Source organism: Nostoc sp. (assembly GCF_036917155.1).
In the GTDB taxonomy this organism is placed as follows: Bacteria; Cyanobacteriota; Cyanobacteriia; order Cyanobacteriales; family Nostocaceae; genus Nostoc.
On record NZ_JBALDZ010000068.1, the window covers coordinates 94,431 to 118,622 of the forward strand.

Sequence of the window (24,192 nt, forward strand, 5' to 3'; positions counted from 1 at the left end):
TCTCCCTCATCCCTACTCCCCACTCCCCACATAATGAAAATTTGGCAGGTTGATTTTTATCGTCGTCCCTTACAGGATGCATCTGGACAAGTTTTATGGGAGTTGTTGATTTGTGACGCAACTCGCAGTTTTAAATACGAAGCTACCTGTCTCCAGTCAGCAGCAAATTCTAATTGGGTTACTACTCAACTTGAGCTAGCTGCTGGTGAAAAATTGCCCGATGTGATTCAGGTATTTCGTCCTCAGTCACTAAGTTTAATTGAGGCGGCTGGACGCAATTTAAGTATTAATGTCCAACCTACCCGTCACACTTTGGCGTTGAAGCAGTGGTTACAAGAAAAGCAATATCCCTCAACGCTGGATAAACCGCCCCCAGCACCATTACCAGAGAATCTCTGGGGAGAACAATGGCGTTTTGCGACTCTAGCTGCTAGTGATGTAGAAACGAGATTTAGCGATCGCCCCATCCCCATTTTGCACATCCCAGAACATCTCAAACCCATCAATTTGGGTTTGGCATCAACACTCCCTGTCCCTGGTGTCGTAATTTATGGTGGACGGCAATCAATGCGCCTAGCACGGTGGTTGCAGCAATCCCGTCTCGTAAGCTTAAACTATATCTCTGGCGCACCAGATGGCTTAATATTAGAAGCTGGTTTAGTCGATAGGTGGATTGTTGCCACATTTGAAGATCCAGAAGTTACAACAGCAGCCCAAGCATTTGAACAACGCAAACAGCAAAGCCAAGGATTGCATTTTTTGTTAGTTCAACCCGATGATTCTGGGATGACTTATAGCGGCTTTTGGTTATTGCAGATAGAAAATTGATATTAATTACCAAAAATATATGTCCACCTAATTTCCGTAGCCAAAAAAGATGATGAAAGTCACAATTACCCTAAAAAAAGACATTCTGCAATTTGTAGATCAGTATGCACAGGGAAATCGTAGTGCATACATCAATACACTGCTAGCAGAACACCGCCGCCAAATTTTAGCAGCAGAAATGATTACATCACTCAAGCAGGATGCTGAGGATGCAGAATATCAAGCTGAAATCGCTGCTTGGGATAGTGTTGTTGGAGATGACATCAACTTAATTCATAATTAAGTATAAAATGAGTGTAGTGGGATGGCAAGCAAAAAAATTGTGCATTAGACGTAGGTTGGGTGGAGCGGAGCGCAACCCAACAGATATCAGTATGTTGGCTTTGGCAAAGCCTCCACCCAACCTACAATTTTTTTGCAACATTTTAGCCTGCCTTGACACGCCAGTAGGATGCGTTAGCGTAACGCATAAATTTGACTCTTTTGGTGCGTTATGGCTCGGTCTAACACACCCTAAAATGGAATAGCAATTACTTCAGACCAAACCATTACACTAACTACTAGTTAAAGAACGTAATTCAAAGATTCAGCAAGTGTGATCTGAGATTTATCCATTCTTTCTTGAGTAGAGTATAAGGTTTTTATAATCACTTCCTGAGCCACAGCTTTAACTACATTAATACTCACAGAATTTCCTAGTTGATGGTAAGCCTTATCATCATTGGGATGAAGTATAAAGCTATCAGGAAAGCCTTGCAATCTTGCAGCTTCTCGCGGAGTTAGTCGCCGCACTCTCTGATTGTGGTAAACTCCCAATCTATTGGCATCGCTAGCAACCAGCGTTACCGAAATCTTATTTGGATCTACAAATTTATAAACTTCAAATGAAAAGTTACCCGAGAGAGGTTTATATTTATCATTAATAAGTTTTAAACACTTTTTTGTAACTAGTGAATTCAAAATTTCGTCTAAATTGGGATGTTCAAAAAAGCTAGCTATTTGCTCTTGAGTTAATAATTTGCCATCTTGTTCTTGTCCAAATTGTTTATTCCGTCTTTTTAATATGAAACGGTTCATTAGTTGAATTTCCTCAGCACTACACTCGCCACGCAACCCTAAATCCCAGGAATGAATAGAGTTTCCACCCCGATAATCAATCAGCCTGATTCCATGTAAGCGATTTAAATCATAATTAAATATTCGTTTCAACGCATTGACAAAGTTTGGTGAACAATCATACTTTTCATCTGGATTATTTTCCAAAATATCGGCGACAGTCACAGATTTTTTTGGTGGATAAAACAAAGATAACTGCTGAGGATTATATGAATGGGAGTCTTTAGACCCCACGTCAGAAGTTAACTCAAAAGTGGGAGAAGCATCTAAAATTCCTACCAAATAAATGCGGACACGATTTTGCGGTAAGCCAAAGTTGGCACTATTTAGTAAAAAAGCCTGAAAACTATAACCTCTTTTTTGAATTTCATGCTTAATTGTTGCTAATGTTCGCCCTTGCTCGTGACTATAAAGACCTCGAACATTCTCAAAAATAAAAGCTTGTGGTTTATAAGTATCAAGTAATCTTGTTATTTCAAAAAATAGTGTGCCTCGCGTATCGACAAACCCTTCTTTTTTGCCAGCATGAGAAAAAGATTGGCAAGGAAATCCAGCGAGTAAAAATTCATGTTCTGGTAGTTGATCAATTAATCGAATATCACCTAAAGCTGTTTGAGCAAAGTTTTTTTCATAAACGAATCGAGCATCTGTATTAATTTCGCTGCTTAAGACGCATTCACTTTCTATATTTAAAGAATGAGCCGCTTGTTCAAAGGCTAATCTAATTCCTCCTATTCCTGAAAATAAATCAACAAACCTAATTTTTTCCATAGAGATAAAAATAATTTTCAAATGCGTGCAATAAAAATTATTGTAGGGGCACAATATATTGTGCCCCTACGCGTATGGTCTATTCAATTGAAAACCTATATGAAAGGGAGTAGGGAGTAGGGAGTAGGGAAACAAATCAGGCTTAACATCGGGCGGGGTTTCAACCTACGCTAGCGTTTACAAGGATTTGATCGCGCCACTTGCAGGCGTTAGCGCGTAGTGGGACGAAGTACGGCTTTAAACCTAAATCGAGGGCTAATTTCTTCCCCTACTCCCTACTCCCTACTCCCTACTCCCGCCCCGAAGGGGTGGTAACTTACTTAGCCTTCACCCGCGCCTGCTTCACCATCGCAATCAGAGTTTGATGGGCATCTTCCGCATCTGCTAAAACATGATCAAACTGGATGCGAACTGGTACAGCCTCTCCATTCACTTGCGCTGCTAAATCCATACCCTGTGCATCAATTGACAGCATTTCGGCTGCACTTACATCTGTAACACCGCCAAAAGCTTTAGCATAAATAACTACAGCATCAGCATGATCGTCATTCATGTGCTTGCAGATGCGCGAACTAATTTCAGTAGAGAAATCCTTAGACATTGTGAAGTTGAAAGTGATGAATATGGCAAGAGCCTAAATTCTCGGCTAAGTAGTTCAAATTAGCAGAAAAAGCTAGTCTTAAGCCATCGTCATTATAAGTGATATCTGAAAAACAACTGCCCTTGTATATATTTGATAAGTTAAGTTTATTACTCGTACAAGAATTAAAATAAAATAAACATTATCCAGTATTTTTACCTTCTATTACGGAAAGCAGACAGCGTAAACTGTAGCAGAAGTATTAGCCAAACTATTGTAGCTAAGAGACAATGAGCGAAACTAGCCCCAGACGAATTGTAATTGGGGATGTGCATGGACACTATGAAGGCTTAATGACATTGTTAGAGGCGATCGCCCCCACCTCAGAAGATCAAGTCTATTTTCTGGGAGACTTAATCGATCGTGGACCTCATAGCGCACAAGTAGTCAATTTTGTCAAACGAAATAACTACCCATGTTTACTGGGAAATCACGAGCAGATGTTATTAAACATTCTGACCAATGAAAGGACTTCTTCTTCAACGATGCAGGCATGGCTGTATGGTGGAGGACAAGCGACTGTAGCCAGTTACCAAGAGGCTCCAATTCCTGACGACCACCTGGATTGGTTAAAAGCTTTGCCTACATACCTTGACTTGGGGGATATTTGGTTAACTCATGCTGGTGTTGACCCTTCCAAGTCGGTGACAGAACAAACAGCCGATGAACTATGCTGGATACGAGAGGAATTTCACAGCATTGAAAAACCCTACTTCTCTGATAAGCAAATTATTATCGGTCACACTATTACCTTTACCCTGCCTGGTGTTTCCCCTGGCAAACTAGCACAAGGAAGGGGATGGCTAGATATAGATACTGGCGCTTATCATCCTCGTAGTGGCTGGTTGACTGGACTGGATGTCACAAATCAGTTGGTTTATCAAGTTAATATCTTTAAAAACTATATCCGTACCCTGCCTTTAGAAGAGGTTGTAATTACCGTTGATCCAGCTAAAATCAAAGTTGATCGCCGCCATCACAATTGAGAGTGAGGAGATAAGGGAGCAGGGGAAAAGAAACACGTTAAAAGTTAAAGGTTAAAAGTTAAAAGAAATATTAAATTTATCTTTCTTTTTACTTTTTACTTGGTTCTTTTTACTTGTATGCCCAATGCCCAATCTTGTCAAGACCTCACTAATGCTCGAACATTAGCTTTATAACTAGCGTTATCCAAGCCATATTTTCCATTACTAGGTTGAGAGTTAATTGCACGTCTGAGGGCATCAATGCGATCGCTAGTTCCGGGGTGTGTACTCAAAAATGTCGGCGCAGAACCACCTTTTTTCAGCAGCTTTTGCATAAAAGAAACCATTGCAGACTGGGAATAACCAGTACGTGTCAAAGTTCGCAGTCCTCTTTGATCAGCCTCAAATTCATTTTGACGACTGCGTGGTAAGTCTCGCGCTAACTGTACACCAATTTGCACTGCTGAATTTCGATCTAAGCCGGCGGCTGTTAATAGACCACTTTCGAGGGCTTTTTGCTGCATCTGCTTGACTACGTGTTTTCCGCCAATGTGACCAATTTCATGGGCGAGTACACTTGCTAGTTCCGCTTCATTGTCTGCGGTTTTCAGCAAACCTGTGTGGACATATACATAGCCGCCTAAGGTAGCAAAGGCGTTAATAGAGTCATCCTGAACTATCTGGAAAGTATAGGGGAGATTGGGGCGATCGCTATTCGCTGCTAAACGCCGACCAACTTGCTCTACATAACGATTAACTTCGGGATTGCGGTAAAGCCGGACTTGACTGCCGACTAATTCCTGATTAATCTGCTTACCAAGATCAACTTCTTGATTAGGAGATATATTAGAAAGCTGAAATGCCTGAAAACCTTGCATTAGAAGAGGCAAGAAATCTAAAGTTCTTCCAGGCAAGGGTGTACTCAGGCACAGACTCAGGGCGACTACCACCGAAATTAGGGGATAAAACCAACGACGCCGCCATATACGGTAATTTGTAACAAAACCTTTCCAGTTGAACATAATACGCTCTGAAGATTATTTCGGGAGAACATAAAATAATGGGACAAATCATGAGACGCATTTAAAGTATTCTAAGTTGCATTCTTAACTTCAGCCCAAAGGAGTTGTTATACAGATCATTTTTAAGCAAATCTACCGAACTGCGGAAAACTAGGGATTCTCTCTAGAGACAGGTTTAAACACTAGATTTTACTTTCTAGCTACGTCAATCTTAACCAGTAAAAGTTTTAGGGTTAGCTGCTGCTTATTGGAACTTACAAACTCGTGATAAACTGTCGCATAACCGCAACCCCCAGATGCTTTGAGTTATTACCAAATAGGGAAAATTGCCGTTCCCATCGAAAACCTTCTTGCTACAACCAATTACTTCGTTATTACCTCGGAAAAGTTTTTATGGCTATTTTAGATTCAAAAGGTCGCTTGTTTGGCAAAATAAACCTCCTAGATTTAGGTGCTGCACTGGTAATTCTGCTAGTTATATTTGGCATCTTTATCTTTCCTGGCACTTCTGGTTCTGTTGCCCAAGTTGGTGCGAAAACAGTACCCATCGAAGTAGACTTAGTAGTTCGTGGTTTGAATGTACGTGACCCGGAAAAATTAATCGATAATGGGTTAAAAAAAGGCGGAAAAACTAATGTAATTATCCGCAACCAACCCTACGGACAGATTGAGATCAAATCTATTCAACAGCTACCTAGAACAGTCAATGTTTTCCAACCTGATGGCACTGTCAAAGAACTTCCAGATCCCAAGACCAACAATTATAGTACAGATTTTCTTTTGACTTTAGACGGCAAAGCCCAAGTTACTGAAAGCGGGCCAGTTCTGGGTAACAGTAAAGTAAAAATTGGGATGCCATTTGAGTTAGAAGGCTTTAACTACAACTTCAATGCAACTGTCATTGATATCAGATTAAAAGACAAATAGTATTCTCACTTTTGTTGATACTATTTTCTCTAGTAATCCTATTTGATTTGTGAGAATGAAAACCCGCAGATCCCCGACTTCTTTAAGAAGTTGGGGATCTTATCGAACAGAATTCAGGAGTCAGGAGTCAGAATCCCGCATTTCTCACAAGTTTGAAATGCAGATGGGCAGAGGGGCAGAGGGGATTGAACTTGGCACATTGAACTCTCCTCTGCTCCCCTGCTCCCCTGCTCCCCTGCACAAGCACAGGCTTTGAGCATCTGCGTCAACTCGTCGCAGCACAGCCCGATGCAACGTTAAGCGAATTGCGGGAACGACTTTACGAGAAAACAGAGGTCTTAATTGGGGTGGCCACGGTGAATCGGATGGTTCGCTGGAAGCTTCACCTCAACCTCAAAAAAAAAGTCTCCACCCCACGAAAAAAGGCAGCGATGAAGTCCAACTAGCCCGATTTGAGTACTGGAAACTCAAAAGCTGGATACCTGTAGAAGATCTGATTTTCTTAGATGAATCGGGGGTCAATCTGTCCTTCATCCGCAAATGTGCCCGTGCCTTACCAGGACAAAGAGCCTATGCTCAAAAGCCCAACCGCAAAGGCAAAAATGTCTCGGTAATTGGTGCCATTAGCTTAAAAGGACTGCTCACCCAGTGGAGTGGTTTAGGTTCTATCGATGCCTTGACCTTTGATGCTTTCATCTCACTCTCATCTCGTACCTCAGCTTTGGCCTGGCGCAGTCGTTCTAATGGATAATTGCTCGATTCATAAAAGTCCTGAACTTGAAGCCTTGATCATCGCTGCTGGCGCTCGCCTCATTTATCTCCCCCCCTACTCTCCCGATTTTTCACCGATTGAGAACATTCTCCGTCGCATCGATGCAAGGACATATCCTGATTTACCAAGCCCCTTCGGGGCGGGAACAGGGAACTCTTAACAGGGAACAGAAAAAAATTAGCCCCGAATACAGGGTTTAAAGCCCCTAAATTTATTTATGAAAAGAGATAAAAATATTTGAAACGAGATGGCATAAGCCACGATGTTTCAATGTGTCCTTGTACAAATCCCCTGATTTTAATTATGGGGATTTCCCTGTTGCCTGTTGCCCGTTCCCTGTTCCCTTTTAATCTCTTGCTTAGATGCGGCATTCGCAGAAGTGACGATAGAGAATTTACTCGGTTGGTTTACTCACTGCTGCTACTGTACTTCAGAAGACTGATAACCGCTATAGGCAGTTTTGCTCCTGTTAATTAAGCAGAGGCAAAAATTTGCGAATTAAGCCGATTGTCACTGCTGGCAATTCTAATTGTGGTGTTAATCCGACATCTTCCAACTGTTGAAAAAATCGGATCGCTTGGGGATTGATTTCGGCAAGGCGGCGACCAATTGAGGGCCCTGTAAACTCTGACTTTTCTCCCCAAATAATGGCAGTGGGAGTGGTCAGCTGTTGAATGTAAAGGGATAAATCAAAGGATAAATCGCCACGTACAAAGGATAGTGCTGCATACTCGGCATTAGGCTGTTGGGCGGATTGTAGATAAGCATCTACAATTTCCTGGTAGACTCGATTGGATTTGGCAAATTGCCGTTGCTCTAAGAAGCCGCGAATACCACCACTAGTAGCAATTCCAGTGCTGTAAAGTAAACGATCAACAATGGGAACGCTAACTAACTGGGCAAAAAAACTACGGGAGTAGTCTTCGCCAAAGTCCGAAAGTCCGGCGGGGGTGGTAAGAATTAAAGACTTGAATAAATCAGGATGATCTGCCGCTACTCGAATTGTAAATGCTGCGGTCAAAGAAGAAGCGATCGCTGTTACTGGCCCCGTACAAGTCTGCTCGAAAAATTCCCGAATCGTCGTCAAATAATCCTCAATTTTATAACTCCGTGGTGGATGCTCAGACCTACCCCAACCGAGCAAATCTGGTGCAATGACCCGATATTCAGCAGCAAAAGCCGGATAAACTTTCGACCACTCATAAGCAGAAGATCCACCACCAAAGCCGTGCAGGAATACCAAAGTTTCCCGATCATCTTTGGCAGTCACATCGTCCTCCCAAGGCGCTCCAGCAGCAGTATAATATATCATCCTACCTAGTGAGGTATTTATGGAGCGTTGTTCAAATCCTAGTGGTTGAAACATAAGTATTCTTTGTTAACTGTAGTAATTAGTTGGCATAAGTGAAAAAAGAAACCTGGTCTTTTAACTCAGCACTGGCTCAACGCCCTGCTACCGCTATTCAAGTATTTAGTTCAAACTTCGCGGTCATTGTTATTATCCGCGAACCAATCATCTAAGACTTCTCACCACAGTCAGATTAAGTAGATATAAAATTACTGGATTACTTGTAAAGATTTGGTGATTTTTTTCATAATAAAAAGTAACTTAAGGTTGAAAATACTGTTTTATAAGGGTTTTTCATGGTAGCGAGTATAACTCAAGCCTGAACCCAGCATAAGTTTTTATGGTAGTCTATCAAAAAACCCATAAATAATTTTGAGAATTTTGAGCGTTAACAATAGTTAAAACGCTTATTCTAGTAAGCTATTAATCCTACTTCTATATGATGGGGAAAAAATAGTATTTAATGTATAACTAATCTGATTATTATCTAAGTAATGGTAAGGCGGGATGTCATGGTAAAGCAGGCTACTCTTCAATCAAATAAACTACTAACGATTGAAGACGCTAAATTTGCACTTGACAACTTTAGTATACAAAACGAAATTAAAGCTTCAGCTTGGCGGGGTCAGGTCGAGCCAGCTATTGATGCTGCCAGAGTTACTGTACCTACTTGTATTTCTTTAGACTTAGAAGACTTGAAGTGTTTTGAAGCAGTAGAGCGGCAATATGAACGTTGGGGAGTCATTTTTCATAATTCTCTAGCAATACAGCCATCAAATCCAGCGTTTCCAACCTATTCAGGGCTAACAGTCTTAATGGGAGCGCCCAAAAGCGGATTTTTAGAAGCTACTTTTTTGCGTCCGGTTAATTCGGTTAGCGCTTTTGTCACTAGTTCACAACGGCTAGTGCTTTCCGCCTACGATCGCGATCGGCAACTGCTTGGTCAAACTGTACTACCAGCCTCTAATCTTGCCAACTCAGACTCCGCAATTTCCCCTAATACTTTATTATCTATCAATGTGAATAACATCTACAGCGTTACCTTCTGTGCTTTTGATGGACAATTCACCCTTGATAATTTTCGTTTTTGTCTTTAATTAAGACTTACATACAAGATGCCCTTGCTCTGAGTCGTTGAAAATGGTATCTTAATTTGCGCTGTGCTGTACTAGTCTACTATTCGTCCATAAAACTAGGCATCTTGTGGTTTGAGTCTTGATTCTTTCTTCATCCATAGTAAAACTTATACAATAAGTAATTTCGTAATCAAGTAGGTAAACACTGTGGCACAGGCTTCGTCTTCTTGGCAGCAATTGATCAACCAGATCCCCGACTGGAACTGGTCGCTGACAAAATTCAAGACAAAGGGAGCCATAAAGCAGCAAACATTTAGGCGCTTTTCTGGGCCTGGGGGCTTTCTTGGGTTCTTGACAATCGTCATAGCCATGTTGTTGTGGAACTGGAAACTGCTATTGGCTCTCTTAATCGGCATTGGGGTAATGGTATTGGTTTACTCAATGCAGGAGTGGGATTGGCAGTTACGCTGGTCTAAAATAGGTAATTTCTTAAACAGTTCAAATCGTCGCTTGGCCTTGGCAGTCGTCAGTGGTGGTATTGCTACTGTCAGCACTTACATGGCAGCGGCAATATGGGTTGACTCTCATAGTCACTGGATTGCTGCTGGTGCGATCGCGCAAGGTGTGGGAACCCTATTAACTTTAGTTTTATTGGTATGGCAAATTGTCAACTTCTATGAAAATCGCGAAGAAGACCATCTCGATCAGTTATTGGTCAACTTAACAGAAAAAGATCCATTGAAGCGGTTGATTGCCCTACGTCAACTAACTAAATTGATCAGCCGTAAGCGAGTTGATTCTTCAGTGCAGCAAGATGTTGTGGAATGCTTGCAACTCCTACTGAGTCGAGAGGAAGAAGTTGTAGTTCGAGAGGCAGCTTTTAAGAGTTTACAAACCTGCGATCGCCTACAAGTTTTACCCCCCAAAACAGCAACAACTTTCACACCCGTATCAGCAAAAGTCAAAGTTTATTAGTCATTAGTCATTGGTCATTGGTCATTAGTCATTAGTCATTAGTTAAATGATGAGTCCTCATTAACGCTCTTTTATTACTCTCGTCAGATTAAATTTGAAACCCTATTTTGGCGTTAGTCCGCGCAGACGGACGAGAGTTTGTGTAGCCGCGATTTCTAATCGCTTGGATTATTCTCTCTCCAGAGTCATAGAAGAGCGTTAATACCCAATCCCCAATCCCCAATCCCCAATCCCCAATCCCCAATCCCCAATCCCCAATCCCCAATCCCCAATCCCCAGTCCCCAATCCCCAATCCCCAATCCCCAGTCCCCAGTCCCCAGTCCTTATTTTCGAGACAGCCTTCCATTGCGGACTTGCACTACCGGATGATTGCACCGCCGTACTAATTGTTCATCGTGGGTGGTGACAATTACTGTAGCCCCAAAGGAATTTAACTTCTGGAGAATCTGGATCACTTGCCAGGAATTATCTGGATCGAGATTTCCAGTAGGCTCATCCGCTAACAGCAAGGGTGGTGTACCAACGATCGCACGGGCAATACTCACCCGCTGTTGCTCTCCCCCAGACAACTGATCTGGAAAGCAGTCAGCTTTACTCAGTAAACCTACTAGCTTTAAGGTTGGTTCCAAGCGCCGTTGAATTTCTTTACGGGTATATCCTTGAGCTTGCAGCACAAAAGTGACATTTTCTGCTACTGTTCGCTGGCTAATGAGTTTGTAGTCTTGAAATACAATACCAATCCGTCGCCGCAATAATGACAAGCGATCGCCCCGCAAATCCGCTACATTACATTCATCAACAATTACTTCTCCCTGTGTAGGCAACTCCTGGCCATAGAGCAGTTTCAAGAGCGTTGATTTACCAGAACCACTTGGCCCCGTGATAAACAGAAATTCTCCCTTTTTCACTTCAAGATTCGCATTCAACAAGGCGTGAGTGCCGTTAGCATAAGTCTTGGTTACAGATTGCAATAGCACCTTTGCAGTAGTATTGCTACCGCGCTGTTGAGTTTCACTATCCTCTCTATGAAGGGATTTGTCTTTCTTAACTTGAGTTGTTAATACTGGCATTGTTAAATTTTCCTCATACCCACAACCGAACAGCTTGGTGGCTCAGATGTGACATTCCTCTCAAAAATAAGGATTCCCAGGTTTCGCCTGGGAATTTAAATTCAACAAAGAAAATTTAAAACTTTTTGAAGACTTTAATACTAACTAAGTAAGAACACTCAACACTCAGAATTCAGCACTCAGCACTCAGCACTCTTAACTAATTGCACCCCTTGCTGTCAAACGATAAACAAACACTTTCACTGCAAAGGCTGGCAAAGCCAACATCCGCCGCCAGCGCCAAGGTTCTTGATAAAGGCGATACAACCATTCCAAATTATTATTTCCTAACCAGGCGGGAGCGCGAGTTTTAGTTCCCGACCAAATATCAAAACTGCCACCAACGCCAATCCAAATTGCTTGAGGACACAAATGGCGGTTTTCGGCAATCCATAACTCTTGACGTGGCACTCCCAAACCGACAAAAATCACTTGTGGCTGCAATTGAGCAAGAGTTTGTCGCAATTGTGCTTCTTCTTCTGCCGAATGGTAGCCTGAGTGAGTGCCGACTATACTCAAATCTGGAATTTGCTGCTGCCAAAAATCTGCCGTTTTTGCAGCGACTCCAGGCGCTCCTCCATAGAAAAATATCTTTGTTCCTGTCTTCTGTTGCCCAAGTTCTTGCAAAAGTTTTTCTGCTAATTCAATCCCTGGAAAACGCTGTACTTTTTGCCATAACAGCCAGCGTAAATACAGAACAACCCCGGCTCCATCTGGAATCACGAGTTCAGCATTTTTAATGATCTGAGCTAATAATTGATTTCGCTCTGCCTGCATAGTCATTTCTGCATTGAGCGTTACTACATGAGTTCCTCTGCCTGCGTGCAGGCATTCTAACAACCAGCCTGGATAGTTAGCCATCACATGAACTGGTATCCCCAACACTGAAAATGCTTGATTGCCGTTAGACATAGCCTATTCTTGAGTAATCCTCACACCAGGTTTTGTATGAATGTTAAGTTTATCAAATTTTTTATATTAGAACTTTGACAGGAAAGACACCCATTGTCCTGCAAGAATAGAAAGCATAAGTGAACTACTCAGTCTTGGGCGTTTGTATTTGGGCTGAACCAGTCCAACTTTTATTGTTAAAGTATAATATTCACTCAGTATAAAACGCTCGACTCGCAACTCTAGTTCCGGAAGTAGAAGCCCCCACTATACTACTTGCGGTTAGTGTGGGAGTATGACACGAAACTCGACTTTATGGTTAAGGTAGTGTAACGGGCTGAAGTTGGCTATGAGTAAAATTCGTATCGCTTTAATTGAAGATCATGACCTAACTCGTGTAGGTATTCGGACAGCACTACAGCAAAAGGATGAAATTGAAGTTGTAGGTGAAGCTGCCAATGCTGTTGAGGGGCTAAAGATGTTAAAAATGGTACGACCAGATATTGCCATTGTAGATATTGGTTTACCAGATAAGGATGGCATTGAGTTAACACGGGAGGTAAAATCTACTACTAATGGGCAGCAGCTACTTACAAAAGTGTTAATTTTGACGCTGCGGGATAACAAAGAAGCGGTGTTGGCAGCTTTTGCCGCTGGTGCAGACTCTTACTGTATGAAGGATATCAAATTTGATAATTTGCTGGAAGCAGTGCGAGTAACTTACAATGGCAACGCCTGGATCGATCCAGCGATCGCTCGGATTGTATTACAACAAGCGCAACAAAATCCTCAAAAGTTGGAATCGGCTTTTGTCGGTACTAAAACTATTGCCCCTAACCCTGATTCTCTTGAGAATTTGGAAGGAATTCAACCTTACACCCTGACAGAAAGGGAATTGGAAGTGTTACAGTTGATTGTCGAAGGTTGTAGTAATGCAGTAATTGCGGAAAGACTTTACATCACAGTTGGCACTGTTAAAACTCACGTTCGCAATATTTTGAATAAGCTATGTGCCGATGACCGTACCCAAGCAGCAGTCCGCGCCTTGCGTTCTGGGTTAGTTGGATAAATTTAATTTTGGTGTGGAACAATTGAGGACGATCGAGAGAAACTCAAAACTTTGAGAAAGTTATATTTTCAAAGTGAATGGCTTCTCTGATTTTCTGTTATTTATCAGGTGGGATAAACATCATACTATCTCGCCATTCAAATATGTGAAAAAAAAAGTCAAATATGGCTGAGAACGGGGCGGAAAAACTTAAGCTCATGGTGGTAGATGATGAGCCGGATAACTTAGATTTACTCTACCGCACTTTTAGGCGAGATTTTCAAGTATATAAAGCCAACCATGCCTTTGGCGCTATGGAAATCTTAGATAAATTTGGCGAAATGGCGGTGATTATTTCTGACCAAAGAATGCCAGAAATGAATGGGACTGAATTTTTTAGTCGCACCGTAGAACGCTTTCCAGACACGATTCGGATTTTGTTAACTGGTTTTACTGATGTCGAAGATTTGGTCGATGCGATTAACTCTGGTCAGGTATTCAAGTACATTACTAAACCCTGGAATCCTGAACGGCTTCGAGGCTTAGTTGAGCAAGCTACTGATACATATCGCCTAGTTAAGAAGCGCACTAAAGAGTTACGTCGGGCCCTACGACGAGAATCTTTGGTGAATGCGGTGACAACGGCAATTCGGGAGTCTTTAGACTATGACAGTATGCTGCAAAAAATTGTCGCAACTATTGGAGAAACATTTGAAGCTACCAGTTGCTTACTCAGACCAGTAGAGGGCGATCGCCTGATACAAGACAAGTTCTTTTACCACGATCCTAAATCTCCTGTATCTGATTGTTTGTTTGACCCCAGTATTTTAATTGAGAAAGTGCTGGAAACTCGTCATTATCAACTTGCTCAAGATGTATATGACGGTAATCCTTGCCACCATCTGGTTGTACCACTTAGCTATCAGCAGCATCTATTAGCTGTGCTGGCCCTGCACCAATGGGGACGCGATCGCCCTTGGGAAGACGAAGACATCCAACTGATTGCAGGTGTTGCCGAACAAGCAGCTTTGGCCCTTTCTCAAGCAAAACTCTACCAGCGCCTCCAAGAAAAACAACAGCAGATTCACACTGAGTTAGAGGTGGCTCGCCAAATTCAATACAATTTGCTACGCCAAACTTTACCTGACATCAAAGGCGTGAAGGTGCAAGCCTGCTGCTATCCGGCGCGGGAAGTAGGAGGCGATTTTTTTGAAGTGTTTGTCCATCCCAAAGGCGATTTGTGGTTGGCTGTAGGTGACGTTTCTGGCAAGGGTGTCCCAGCAGCTTTATTTATGGCTAGTATTATTTCAGTTTTGCGCCGAGAATTATCTCAAGAAACACCAGCAGAGCCGAATGTGGTCATGGAGAAGCTCAACCACGCTCTCAGTGAAGATTTAATTAGCAACAATTATTTTATCACTCTTGTGTTAGCTTGTTATACCCCTAGCACTAAGGAACTCGTCTACACTAATGCCGGTCATATCTATCCACTATTATGGTCACGCGGTTCGACTTTAGCCGACAATCCCAATTACCTCAAAGTCCGTAGCGTTCCTTTGGGGATCTTGCCCAAATGGCAGGCGCAATCTGGTCGCTTGGTTCTCGCTACTGGAGACACATTGTTACTAGCCAGCGATGGAATTACAGAAGCAATGGTATTAAATAGTCCTGATTCATCAGTAAAAACTGTGCCTGGGGTTGAACCAGAGAACCGTTCTATGCTGAATCAAGATGGTCTTTGGCAACTCCTACAAGAAGAGCAACAACCACTTTCTCTTAACCATTTACTAGCTCGCATCCAGGCAGATAATCACGTTCAAGAAGATGATCAAACTATACTTTCGCTGGAGATTTTGTAAGTCATGAAAAGTGAGCTTCATGTACCAAGTGACTTGAATTTTCTGAATATTGTCGAAAACTGGTTGCTGGGATGTTTGAAAATTCAACTAGGAGAATCTGTAGATTGGTCGCGGCAATCAAGTCGTTTGAGACTGGCTTTAGTGGAAGCCTATTCAAATGCAGTCCGTCATGCTCACAGGGATAAACCAAATTTACCGATTTTACTACGTTTGGAAGTGCAAGATCGGGATCTTGCACTAGAAATTTGGGACTACGGCGAAGGTTTTGATATGTCTAACTACTACGCTCCAAATCCTATGGAAAAACAAGAAGGTGGTTATGGTTGGCTGATTATGAATCGTCTTATGGATAAAGTTGATTACAAGTTGCAGATTAATGGTGCTAACTGTCTCAAGTTAGAAGCTACTTTACCTGAATTAGTCCAATAAACGAAAGTTACTATTTTTCAAGTCATGTTATTTCTGAAGAAGAATTCAGGAGTCAGAATAAAGCTGTCAGAAACCCCACGCCTAAAAGCGGGGGCTTGAAAAAGTCCTCCGCGACATGTAAAACTCATTACTCCCGGTTCGGCTGGCGATCGCGGTGGCAGCCTAAATTTTTTAATGGGGATTCCTCTTGCCTCCTACTGGCGTGGCAAGCAAAAAAATTGTGCATTAGACGTAGGTTGGGTGGAGCGGAGCGCAACCCAACACATATCAGGATGTTGGCTTTGGCAAAGCCTCCACCCAACCTACAATTTTTTTGCTTTTAGCCTTGCCAAGCCACTACGTCCTGAAAGTTATGGCTTTGGCGTTAAGTTAACACCAATGGCATCTTGCCCGCCTAGCTTATTTGCTATTTTTCACGACGTAAAGAAAGCAACTCTTTGGGGGAAGCTAAAAGTTTGATTCTAGTATATGAAATTTGGTGTTGTTGGTTGAGGATAAATAGCCACAAGACATTCACACTACACCACGAAGTTTGTGCTTTACCTCTGATCTGGATTTGGATCGTAGCATTTTCTAAAGTCTCGGCTATTCCTGAGTTGGGGTAAGCTTTAATGCCTTGACCTTCTTGTTTTAAGTAGGCTGCGATCGCATCTGCCCCTACAATATCAGATTCAAATGGTGGACGCATCACACCATCTACCGCAAATAAGGCAGCAGTTGCCTTAAATTCGCCTGCATTTAAGGTTTCAAAATAACGCAGTACACTTGATTCTGTAATTCCCTCAATCTCGAATTCAGCTTTCAACTGCGCTGGGGATATAAATTCAGCAGAATTCATAAAATTACCTGTATTATGTTAGCTGAATATTAATTTCAGTACAAAAATATGTGAAAAGAAAGCCGCTGTTGAGATAGATTACTACATATTGGTAAATCTTCCCCACGATGGAAGTCTTAACCCGCATTTCTCACAAGGAGAGAAGGGATTGAACTTGGCAGATTGAACTCTCCCCTGCTCCCCTCACGGGCGAAGTAATAAGTAATAAGTAAGATTCATTACTCATTACTTATTTAATTATTGAGATGTGGTGAGAAATCCGGGTTATATGTCAGGTAAGTAATAAATCTTAATCAAAAGTATTGACTACATAATGTAGACTAAAATCGCCTTTGGTTAGGCAAAATCCAAATAAAAAAATGAATCACTATTCCGTAACAAGCAGCAGTCTGGTGAAAGAAAAAGCCAGCGAGTTGGGCTTTCACAAAGTTGGAATTGCTGCTGTAGATAGGGTAGATGCCACAGAAGCGCAGAGGTTACAAGCATGGATTGAACTGGGTTATCACGCCGATATGAAATGGATGGCTAACCCAAAGCGTCAGGATATCCGCTTAGTGATGCCAGAAGTGCGATCGCTAGTATGTGTGGCGCTGAATTACTACACACCACATCAACGTCCTGAAAGTGAGGAATACGGCAAAATTTCTCGTTATGGTTGGGGAAGAGATTACCATAAGGTGATGCATAAAAAACTTAAGCAGTTATCTATGTGGCTAGAATCTCTTGATGCAGGCGTAAGAGCTACTTCTTATGCAGATACCGGCCCAGTGCAAGATAAAGTGTTGGCTCAACAAGCTGGAATTGGTTGGATTGCCAAGAATGGTAATGTGATTACACGGCAATATGGATCTTGGGTATTTTTGGGAGAAGTATTGACCAACTTGGAATTAGAGAGCGATCGCCCGCATACAGAACACTGTGGTAGCTGTACTCGTTGTCTTCAGGCTTGTCCTACAGGTGCAATTACTCAGCCTTTTGTTGTAGATGCTAATCGCTGCATTGCCTATCATACCATTGAAAATCGCGCCGAGGAATTGCCACAGACAATCACACCTCATTTGCAAGGCTGGGTTGCTGGCTGTGATATTTGCCAAGATGTTTGTCCTTGGAATCAACGTTTTGCCCAAACAACTGATATTGCAGAATTTCAGCCCTATCCTGGGAATATTGCTCCCAAGCTGCTAGAATTAGCCCAAATCTCAGATCAGGAGTGGGATAAACAATTTCCAGCATCTGCCTTGCGGCGGATTAAGCCAGAAATGTTACGACGCAACGCCCTAGCTAATCTTGACGCATCCAGACAAAGAATGACCCCGAAAGTAATTATTTTTGATTTTGATGGCACTATTGCTGATACAGTAGATGCCCTTGTAAGTATTGCTAATCGTCTAGCTTTAGACTTTGGTTATAGACACATACATCCAGAACAATTAGCCTTTCTCAAGAACTTAACATCTAGAGAAATCATTAAGTACTCAGGAGTTTCTCTATTTAAAATACCTTTTCTAGTTAAAAAAGTTAAAGGAGAATTAAAAAACAAAATTCCAGAATTAAAACCAATTCCAGGAATTAAAGAAGCATTAATAGAACTCCAAAATCAAGGATATAAACTAGGTATTATCACTTCTAATTCTAAAGAAAATGTTACGCAATTCCTCACAATCAATGATTTAAATCATCTATTTGATTTTATCTACTCAGGAATTACAATTTTTGGTAAGACAACGATTATTAATAATGTATTGCGGCAAAAGCAACTCAAACCGCAAGAAGTTATTTATGTTGGAGATGAAACCAGAGACATAGAAGCATCAAAGAAAGCAAATATCCAGGTGATTGCAGTGACTTGGGGCTTTAACTCAGCAGAAGTACTCGCCAAGCAAAATCCAGATTATTTAATTGAGCGACCTAGTGAACTACTAGAAGTAATGAATGGTGGTTAATTATAGCGTTTATTGACCTAGTACAGTACGGCGTAAATAAACCACCCATTCTAAATCAACGAAACTCTTACACTGTATTCATTTTGACTTTTGACTACTTAAGCTCAAATGCCTACCCCACCCCAACCCCTCCCCAAGGCATCGGAGAGGGGTTGGGGTGGGGTAACGCGAAGAGTGATGGTAAGTGAGATATCTGAATATCATGTCTAGTTAAGGAATTTTAATGTAGGGTGTGTTGTCGCCAAGCGCCGCACCGTCAACAATCTCAGGTGCGTTGCTGTAAGGCATAACACACCCGACAGCTAATTTATATTTCTTCATATACATTGAATTTTTCTCACCGACTTACTTAGTCAAAAGTCGATAGTGAAAATCTTAAATATTGACAAATGACGAAAATACTGAAATGGGCAATGTCTACCAATACCGAAAACTCCAATTTCAATATTTGTGACATTGCCCAACCCAACAAAATAGCAAGATATCAGGAAAACCTAATTTTTCCGTTCACCCTTTTCTAAAGCTTGTTTTACTAAATCATCACTGACATTAGTTACACCCCCAGTCTTAGAATTGCCAACTTCCTTTGCTAACTCTGCATAATCATCAGGATTACCAGTTGACTGCGCTTCAGTTTTTATCTCTTGTGGCTTAGAGGTTTGATATTTAGGTGCTGTGGCTGCTTCGGCTGCTGCTTCACCTTTACCTGTGCGATCGACTTCGCTGACACTGAATTTTTGTGCAGCTGCATAATCAGCATCAAAATCTACCGTTGGTGCTTTTTCGTTACCACTAGCTATGCTTTCGGCAGCTAATTGTGAATCATGAGTGGGAGATTCATTTAAATTGGGCTTTACTTCATCAGGCATAATTAAAACCTTAAGGTAAATTTTTTATTGCTTACTTCAGCAAGCATAGCAAAGCAATTCGCTGTTTTATTGCTTCCTTTAGAGAGACTTTTCTCTCTATTAAAAGGTAGATTAAAGCTCAAATTTCCAATTAGTTTAACTCTTTCTATCGACAGTAGAATCTGATTGTCGAACTCTGGTAAAAATTAGCTTGGCCGATTAAATTACCTTGGAGACAAACAATAATGACTGCAAGTTACGACAAAACTATTTCTCAAGCTCAGAGCAATGAAACTCAAAAATTGGTGGATGGGTTTAACGCCTTAGATACCGATGCCAAATTAGCTTGGTTCTATTTTGTTTATGAAAAAATGGGTGATTCGATCACGCCAGCTGCCCCTGCTGCGGCTGAACCAGAGTTAGCACCACTTCTGCTAGGAGATTATTTTGAATTATCCGATGAGCAGCAACTAGATATTATGCGGGATATTGTTAACCGCAAAGACACAGAATATTCTCGTGCTTATGGGGCAATCAAAGAAAATAACCAGTTGTTAGTTTGGTATGCTTGGGCGGTAGCTATGGGGGATACGGTGGTTGGGATACCAGCTAGCTACCAGTCAAGTAAGGCAATTAATAATCTAGTTTCCCAAATTGAAGGACTAGATTTTGAAGAACAAATTTCAGTGTTTCGGACAATAGCTGGTGAGTTGGGTTACACCGATGTCAAACCGATCGCAACACAAGCCGAAACTGGGAAAACGTCAAGTTTATAATCGGTTTTGGCACAGGTGCGGCTACACAAACTAAGTCCGCATACGCGGACTTGAAGAACCTATGAGACAGCTAACTGACTCAAGTCGGCTGGGGTAAGGTTGGAGTGTACTACTTGGCCATCACGGAACCAAACGATGCGCTGGGTTTGACGGGCAACTTCTGGTTCATGTGTCACCATGACAACAGTGATTCCACTGGCATTGAGTTCGCCAAAAATATCTAAGACTTCTTGGGTTGTGCGCGAATCAAGTGCGCCTGTTGGTTCATCGGCCAGGAGTACTACGGGACGATTAACGATCGCACGGGCGATCGCTACTCTTTGTTGTTGTCCACCAGATAGTTGAGTTGGTTTGTTGTTGAGGCGATTTGCTAAACCGACTCGTGTCAATGCAACTGTTGCGCGATCGCTTCTTTCTTTTGGATCGACACTAGCATACACCATTGGCAGCATCACGTTTTCTAATGCTGTTAGCTGAGGCAATAAATGGAATTGTTGGAAGACAAACCCCAGCTTTTTATTACGGATGTGTGCCAATGATTTATCATCCATTTGCGCCACATCAATATTATCTAAGTAATAATGTCCGCCTGTAGGTCGGTCTAGACAGCCGATAATATTCATGGCAGTGGATTTACCTGAACCAGAAGGCCCCATAATTGAACAATATTCGCCTTCGTGGATAGTCAAATTTACATCATTGAGTGCTTTGACTTCAGTTTCGCCACTGCCATAGATTTTAAAGATATTTTCTAAACGAATAATTGTTGATTTTGGGACGGGATTGGGAATTGGAGAATCGGTAATTGAAATAGTGTTTGGCATAAGGATTTAGTTATTTAGTTGGTAGAGACGCATCGCGTCTTTACTTGTTATATCTAGGATGTACACCGTAGCCGATATATTGGAGAGGGAAGCTAGAGACAAGATGAAGTTTTGCATCTTATTTAATCTGTGTTCCTAAGGAGCGATCGCTGAGTTTGTCTAAATTCAACGTCCTAAATGATGCATTTCGTTAATTACTGTGGCACATTTTTGCGTCAACGCTTCTAATTCCTCTTTATTCGTGGAACTGGGAGCATCAATCAAGTTACCAATTCTCACAGTGATGGTAACTGCGCGAGGTATTTTCGAGCCTTTTTCTAAAATCCCCTCAGTACCCGAAATACTCACCGGTAATATTGGAGCTTTTGCTTTTGCCGCTAGCAGCAGCGCACCTCTTTTGGGGTCTGTAATCCGACCATCTGGGGTACGGGTACCTTGCAAGAAAACACCGACAGCCCAACCGTTATCGAGATATTCTAGGGCAGAACGGATGGCATTGCGATCGGCATTTCCCCGACTCACTGGGTAAGCGCCATACAATTTAATCGCTTGCGCCAAAATGGGAATATTAAATAACTCTTCTTTAGCCATATACGCCACTGGACGACGTACACAATTAGAGACAATCGGCGGGTCAAAATAACTAGCGTGATTACTCACTACCACTAGCGGCCCTGATTGGGGGACATTTTCCGCACCATAAATCTGGCCCCGAAAGTAAGCGTGAAATATGGGGCTGACGACTGACCATTTAAAGGCGTGGTAAAGTGCCAGACTGATAAACGGTTCGCGGTTTCTGTCCACAGAAGATAATGCAAATCAAACTCAACTTAGCATAAGCGATCGCAAGCTCCAGAGCAAACGCAAAAATAAACTAAATCCCACTTACCTGTGCGGGTATATTGAAAAATTATCGCCGACAGTGCCCCTGCTCCAGCGGCTAGTGTGGTCTTAACTGTTACTAAACCAATCAATCCCGTATTACCAGTGCTGAGGGTTGAGGAAAAAGTTATCTATGCCAATTAACCCGCCAGCACTTGTACCAAAGGCAATTCCAAAGCCAAAGTATTTTCCGATACTAGGATCTCTTGTTAAGTTTTTGTATAAAAAGTTAATTGTTTGTTACTTTAAAGGTGCAGAGATAAACATAACTCATCTCTGCGAGAGAATTTTGCATCAAAAACGACGCAGATTCCCAAAACCTATCCTCAGATAGAGGATTAGTCGAGCTATTTATAAAAGATAAGTGTAAATTTATAGGCGATCGTTATCTTAACAGCTGTTTTCATTTATGATCTAGGTCTTACAAGTTCTTCACAGGCGTTTAGAGCCTCCGGAATACCCACGGCGGCTGTTAAAATTCTCAAGCCCTCACTCAGAATATTTAAACAAATCAAAACTCCCATACAAGCTTGTAGCCTAAGTTAAACAGAATCGTAGGGTTAAGAAGGCTAACAAACTTAATTTCCTTAAAGAAACCGGGTTTAGAGTACCTGTAATATGGGAGACTTGGCAATATTCCCTATAAATCAGATTCAAGATGAGTAACACAATTTCGGGTATTGCAGTCAAGACCATTAACGGTGAGGATAAACAATTAAACGACTACATCGGCAAGGTACTGTTGATTGTGAATGTGGCTTCCTACTGCGGTTATACTTCTCAATACGAGGGGTTAGAAAAGCTAAACCAGAAGTATGGAGAAGCAGGGTTACGTATTTTAGGGTTCCCTTGTAACGATTTTGGAGCGCAGGAACCAGGAAGCAATGAAGAAATTGTGCAATTCTGCACGAGCAAATACAGTGTTACATTTGAACTATTCGATAAAGTTCATGCCAAAGGCTCACAGCAGCATCCACTTTATGAGCGACTTACCAAAGCCGTTGAACCAACAGGAACCGTTGCTTGGAACTTTGAAAAATTTTTAGTTAATAAGCAAGGTGAAGTGGTTGCTCGATTTAATAGTAGTGTTCAGCCAAATTCACCAGAGATAATTGCCACAATTGAGAAGGAATTAGCAAAATAGTCATTGGTCATTGGTCATTAGTCATTAGGGAAAATTTTCTGTCCTATTGACTGTTAGCTCTAGACGGTGAAATTTATTTGCGTCTAGTGCTTTAATTGAGAATATTGTCTCAATGAGTAGTTTAATTTATTTGTGTCTAATTTGTCATGAACGTTGCAATAATTGGTTGTGGTTATGTTGGTTATAAAGTTGCTCAATATTGGCAGCAAAATATGAATTTTGTTGTCAGTGTAACCACAACTTCCCCTGAGCGTCTACCTGCACTACAATCAGTATCTCAAAGAGTTGTAGTTACCTGCGGTAATGACATAGATAGTCTAAAATCAGTTTTGCATAATCAAGATGTTGTACTTTTGAGTATTGGGGCAAAAAGTGGGGAAGTTTATGAAGAAACTTATCTGCAAACTGCCCAAACTTTAGTTTCATGCTTGCAGCAGATTAAGAGTGTGAAACAATTAATATACACAGGTAGTTATACAGTATATGGTGACAGAAATGGTGTATGGGTAGATGAAGAAACACCGCTTGCACCCGCTAATTTAAATGCACAAATTCTTAGAAAAACAGAGGAGGTATTGCTATCAGCATCTGGCGAAAATCTCCGTGTTTGTATCTTCCGCTTAGGAGGGATTTATGGAACTGGTAGGGAATTAGTGAAGATATTTAGCAGATACTCTGGTACAACCCGTCCGGGCAGTGGCGAGGATATCACAAATTGGATTCATTTAGATGATATTGTTGGTGCGATAGAATTTGCCCGTCACCGTCGTTTACAAGGAATTTACAATCTAGTCGATGATGCACATTTTACTAGCAGAGACTTGTTAGATAGCTTATTTGAAAAACATAATTTACCCAAAGTTAAATGGGATACTTCTGTCAAGAGTATCCGCCCATATAATGCTTGGGTATCTAATGAAAAGCTCAAAGAAGCTGGATACGAGTTGATTCATCCACAGATGATTTTTTAGCAAGTCTTAACAACTTAGGAATTATGCAGCCATCTGCTGTAGCAAAAACAACCAAGTTACCACTTTTTCTCTGGTCAGAATCGTCAATTATAAGGCAATACGGTTCAGTTAAGGCTCGAATAGCTGTAAAATAGGCATTGTTTCCAAAAATGGAAATCAAGTAGGGTGCATCTCAAAGAATTTTCGTTA

26 protein-coding genes and 1 pseudogene are annotated in these 24,192 nt (G+C 41.6%); 16 read left to right on the forward strand and 11 right to left on the reverse strand.

Features of this window, described 5'->3' with window-relative positions; genetic code table 11:
- Positions 1–33: 33 nt before the first annotated feature.
- Entirely contained in the window at positions 34–828 is a 795-nt protein-coding gene (locus tag V7K67_RS10395) for a Tab2/Atab2 family RNA-binding protein (protein WP_334733554.1), read from the forward strand.
- Positions 829–877: 49 nt separating this feature from the next.
- On the forward strand, positions 878–1,111 hold the full coding sequence (mazE, locus tag V7K67_RS10400) for a type II toxin-antitoxin system MazE family antitoxin (protein WP_334711131.1): 234 nt from the start codon (positions 878–880) through the stop codon (positions 1,109–1,111).
- Positions 1,112–1,392: 281 nt separating this feature from the next.
- On the opposite strand, the gene dcm is transcribed toward mazE, so the two are convergent.
- Entirely contained in the window at positions 1,393–2,715 is a 1,323-nt protein-coding gene (gene dcm, locus V7K67_RS10405) for a DNA (cytosine-5-)-methyltransferase (protein ID WP_335166402.1), read from the reverse strand.
- Between the two features lie 316 nt (positions 2,716–3,031).
- Complete coding sequence (locus V7K67_RS10410) at positions 3,032–3,316, reverse strand: DUF2470 domain-containing protein (RefSeq protein WP_334711129.1); 285 nt, start codon at positions 3,314–3,316, stop codon at positions 3,032–3,034.
- A gap of 269 nt (positions 3,317–3,585) precedes the next feature.
- Here V7K67_RS10410 and V7K67_RS10415 point away from each other — a divergent pair, with 269 nt between their 5' ends.
- Positions 3,586–4,341: a metallophosphoesterase family protein gene (locus V7K67_RS10415; RefSeq protein WP_334711128.1), complete on the forward strand. Its 756-nt coding sequence runs from the start codon at positions 3,586–3,588 to the stop codon at positions 4,339–4,341.
- A 137-nt stretch (positions 4,342–4,478) separates the two neighbouring features.
- Here V7K67_RS10415 and V7K67_RS10420 read toward each other — a convergent pair whose 3' ends face one another.
- Complete coding sequence (locus tag V7K67_RS10420) at positions 4,479–5,342, reverse strand: M48 family metallopeptidase (RefSeq protein ID WP_334733555.1); 864 nt, start codon at positions 5,340–5,342, stop codon at positions 4,479–4,481.
- Between the two features lie 393 nt (positions 5,343–5,735).
- Between V7K67_RS10420 and V7K67_RS10425 the strand changes: the two genes are divergently transcribed.
- The 3 genes from V7K67_RS10425 to V7K67_RS10430 all read left to right on the forward strand — a co-directional run bounded on the left by V7K67_RS10425 (position 5,736) and on the right by V7K67_RS10430 (position 7,201).
- A complete protein-coding gene (locus V7K67_RS10425; RefSeq protein ID WP_334733556.1) occupies positions 5,736–6,269 on the forward strand; it encodes a DUF4330 domain-containing protein in 534 nt (177 codons plus the stop codon).
- Positions 6,270–6,801: 532 nt separating this feature from the next.
- A complete protein-coding gene (locus V7K67_RS34345) occupies positions 6,802–7,020 on the forward strand; it encodes a hypothetical protein (RefSeq protein ID WP_442943805.1) in 219 nt (72 codons plus the stop codon).
- Positions 6,956–7,201 carry a transposase gene (locus tag V7K67_RS10430; protein ID WP_335166405.1) on the forward strand — a complete coding sequence of 82 codons (246 nt, stop codon included), beginning with the start codon at positions 6,956–6,958 and terminating at the stop codon, positions 7,199–7,201. The genes V7K67_RS34345 and V7K67_RS10430 overlap by 65 nt, the downstream gene beginning before the upstream one ends.
- Positions 7,202–7,510: 309 nt before the next feature.
- Here the strand turns inward: V7K67_RS10430 and V7K67_RS10435 are convergent, their stop codons facing one another.
- On the reverse strand, positions 7,511–8,407 hold the full coding sequence (locus V7K67_RS10435) for an alpha/beta fold hydrolase (RefSeq protein ID WP_334734061.1): 897 nt from the start codon (positions 8,405–8,407) through the stop codon (positions 7,511–7,513).
- 494 nt (positions 8,408–8,901) lie between these two features.
- Here V7K67_RS10435 and V7K67_RS10440 point away from each other — a divergent pair, with 494 nt between their 5' ends.
- Positions 8,902–9,486, forward strand: a complete 585-nt coding sequence (locus V7K67_RS10440; RefSeq protein WP_335166407.1) for a hypothetical protein — start codon at positions 8,902–8,904, stop codon at positions 9,484–9,486.
- Between the two features lie 186 nt (positions 9,487–9,672).
- Entirely contained in the window at positions 9,673–10,440 is a 768-nt protein-coding gene (locus V7K67_RS10445) for an armadillo-type fold-containing protein (protein ID WP_334734063.1), read from the forward strand.
- Between the two features lie 185 nt (positions 10,441–10,625).
- On the opposite strand, the gene V7K67_RS10450 is transcribed toward V7K67_RS10445, so the two are convergent.
- The 3 genes from V7K67_RS10450 to V7K67_RS10460 form a co-directional block, all read right to left on the reverse strand.
- Positions 10,626–10,787, reverse strand: a complete 162-nt coding sequence (locus V7K67_RS10450; RefSeq protein WP_335166409.1) for a hypothetical protein — start codon at positions 10,785–10,787, stop codon at positions 10,626–10,628.
- Positions 10,765–11,511, reverse strand: coding sequence for a cell division ATP-binding protein FtsE (gene ftsE / locus V7K67_RS10455; protein WP_334734065.1), 747 nt, complete (start codon positions 11,509–11,511; stop codon positions 10,765–10,767). The genes V7K67_RS10450 and ftsE overlap by 23 nt, the downstream gene beginning before the upstream one ends.
- Before the next feature lie 195 nt (positions 11,512–11,706).
- Positions 11,707–12,462, reverse strand: a complete 756-nt coding sequence (locus V7K67_RS10460) for a WecB/TagA/CpsF family glycosyltransferase (protein ID WP_334734066.1) — start codon at positions 12,460–12,462, stop codon at positions 11,707–11,709.
- Positions 12,463–12,790: 328 nt separating this feature from the next.
- Here V7K67_RS10460 and V7K67_RS10465 point away from each other — a divergent pair, with 328 nt between their 5' ends.
- The 3 genes from V7K67_RS10465 (at position 12,791) to V7K67_RS10475 (ending at position 15,777) form a co-directional block, all read left to right on the forward strand.
- The gene (locus tag V7K67_RS10465; RefSeq protein WP_334734067.1) at positions 12,791–13,510 is read left to right on the forward strand and encodes a response regulator transcription factor; all 720 of its coding nucleotides are present in this window, start codon (positions 12,791–12,793) and stop codon (positions 13,508–13,510) included.
- A 164-nt stretch (positions 13,511–13,674) separates the two neighbouring features.
- The gene (locus tag V7K67_RS10470) at positions 13,675–15,348 is read left to right on the forward strand and encodes a SpoIIE family protein phosphatase (protein WP_334734068.1); all 1,674 of its coding nucleotides are present in this window, start codon (positions 13,675–13,677) and stop codon (positions 15,346–15,348) included.
- A gap of 3 nt (positions 15,349–15,351) precedes the next feature.
- Complete coding sequence (locus V7K67_RS10475; protein ID WP_179065960.1) at positions 15,352–15,777, forward strand: ATP-binding protein; 426 nt, start codon at positions 15,352–15,354, stop codon at positions 15,775–15,777.
- Positions 15,778–16,183: 406 nt separating this feature from the next.
- Here V7K67_RS10475 and V7K67_RS10480 read toward each other — a convergent pair whose 3' ends face one another.
- The gene (locus tag V7K67_RS10480) at positions 16,184–16,615 is read right to left on the reverse strand and encodes a nuclear transport factor 2 family protein (RefSeq protein ID WP_334711118.1); all 432 of its coding nucleotides are present in this window, start codon (positions 16,613–16,615) and stop codon (positions 16,184–16,186) included.
- Between the two features lie 359 nt (positions 16,616–16,974).
- Between V7K67_RS10480 and queG the strand changes: the two are divergent.
- Positions 16,975–17,948: pseudogene (gene queG / locus V7K67_RS10485) on the forward strand (tRNA epoxyqueuosine(34) reductase QueG).
- Complete coding sequence (locus V7K67_RS10490; RefSeq protein ID WP_334711117.1) at positions 17,923–18,558, forward strand: HAD-IA family hydrolase; 636 nt, start codon at positions 17,923–17,925, stop codon at positions 18,556–18,558. Before queG ends, V7K67_RS10490 begins: the two are co-directional and overlap by 26 nt.
- 494 nt (positions 18,559–19,052) lie before the next feature.
- Here the strand turns inward: V7K67_RS10490 and V7K67_RS10495 are convergent, their stop codons facing one another.
- Positions 19,053–19,427 carry a hypothetical protein gene (locus tag V7K67_RS10495; protein ID WP_334734070.1) on the reverse strand — a complete coding sequence of 125 codons (375 nt, stop codon included), beginning with the start codon at positions 19,425–19,427 and terminating at the stop codon, positions 19,053–19,055.
- 224 nt (positions 19,428–19,651) lie between these two features.
- Here V7K67_RS10495 and V7K67_RS10500 point away from each other — a divergent pair, with 224 nt between their 5' ends.
- On the forward strand, positions 19,652–20,182 hold the full coding sequence (locus V7K67_RS10500; RefSeq protein ID WP_334711114.1) for an orange carotenoid protein N-terminal domain-containing protein: 531 nt from the start codon (positions 19,652–19,654) through the stop codon (positions 20,180–20,182).
- A 59-nt stretch (positions 20,183–20,241) separates the two neighbouring features.
- Here V7K67_RS10500 and V7K67_RS10505 read toward each other — a convergent pair whose 3' ends face one another.
- Both V7K67_RS10505 and V7K67_RS10510 read right to left on the reverse strand, forming a co-directional pair.
- Positions 20,242–21,006, reverse strand: coding sequence for an ABC transporter ATP-binding protein (locus V7K67_RS10505; protein ID WP_334711113.1), 765 nt, complete (start codon positions 21,004–21,006; stop codon positions 20,242–20,244).
- A 165-nt stretch (positions 21,007–21,171) separates the two neighbouring features.
- Complete coding sequence (locus tag V7K67_RS10510) at positions 21,172–21,810, reverse strand: lysophospholipid acyltransferase family protein (protein ID WP_334734071.1); 639 nt, start codon at positions 21,808–21,810, stop codon at positions 21,172–21,174.
- 736 nt (positions 21,811–22,546) lie between these two features.
- On the opposite strand from V7K67_RS10510, the gene V7K67_RS10515 reads away from it, so the two are divergent.
- A complete protein-coding gene (locus V7K67_RS10515; RefSeq protein WP_334711109.1) occupies positions 22,547–23,032 on the forward strand; it encodes a glutathione peroxidase in 486 nt (161 codons plus the stop codon).
- Between the two features lie 146 nt (positions 23,033–23,178).
- The gene (locus V7K67_RS10520) at positions 23,179–24,003 is read left to right on the forward strand and encodes an SDR family oxidoreductase (RefSeq protein WP_334734072.1); all 825 of its coding nucleotides are present in this window, start codon (positions 23,179–23,181) and stop codon (positions 24,001–24,003) included.
- Positions 24,004–24,192: the final 189 nt, after the last annotated feature.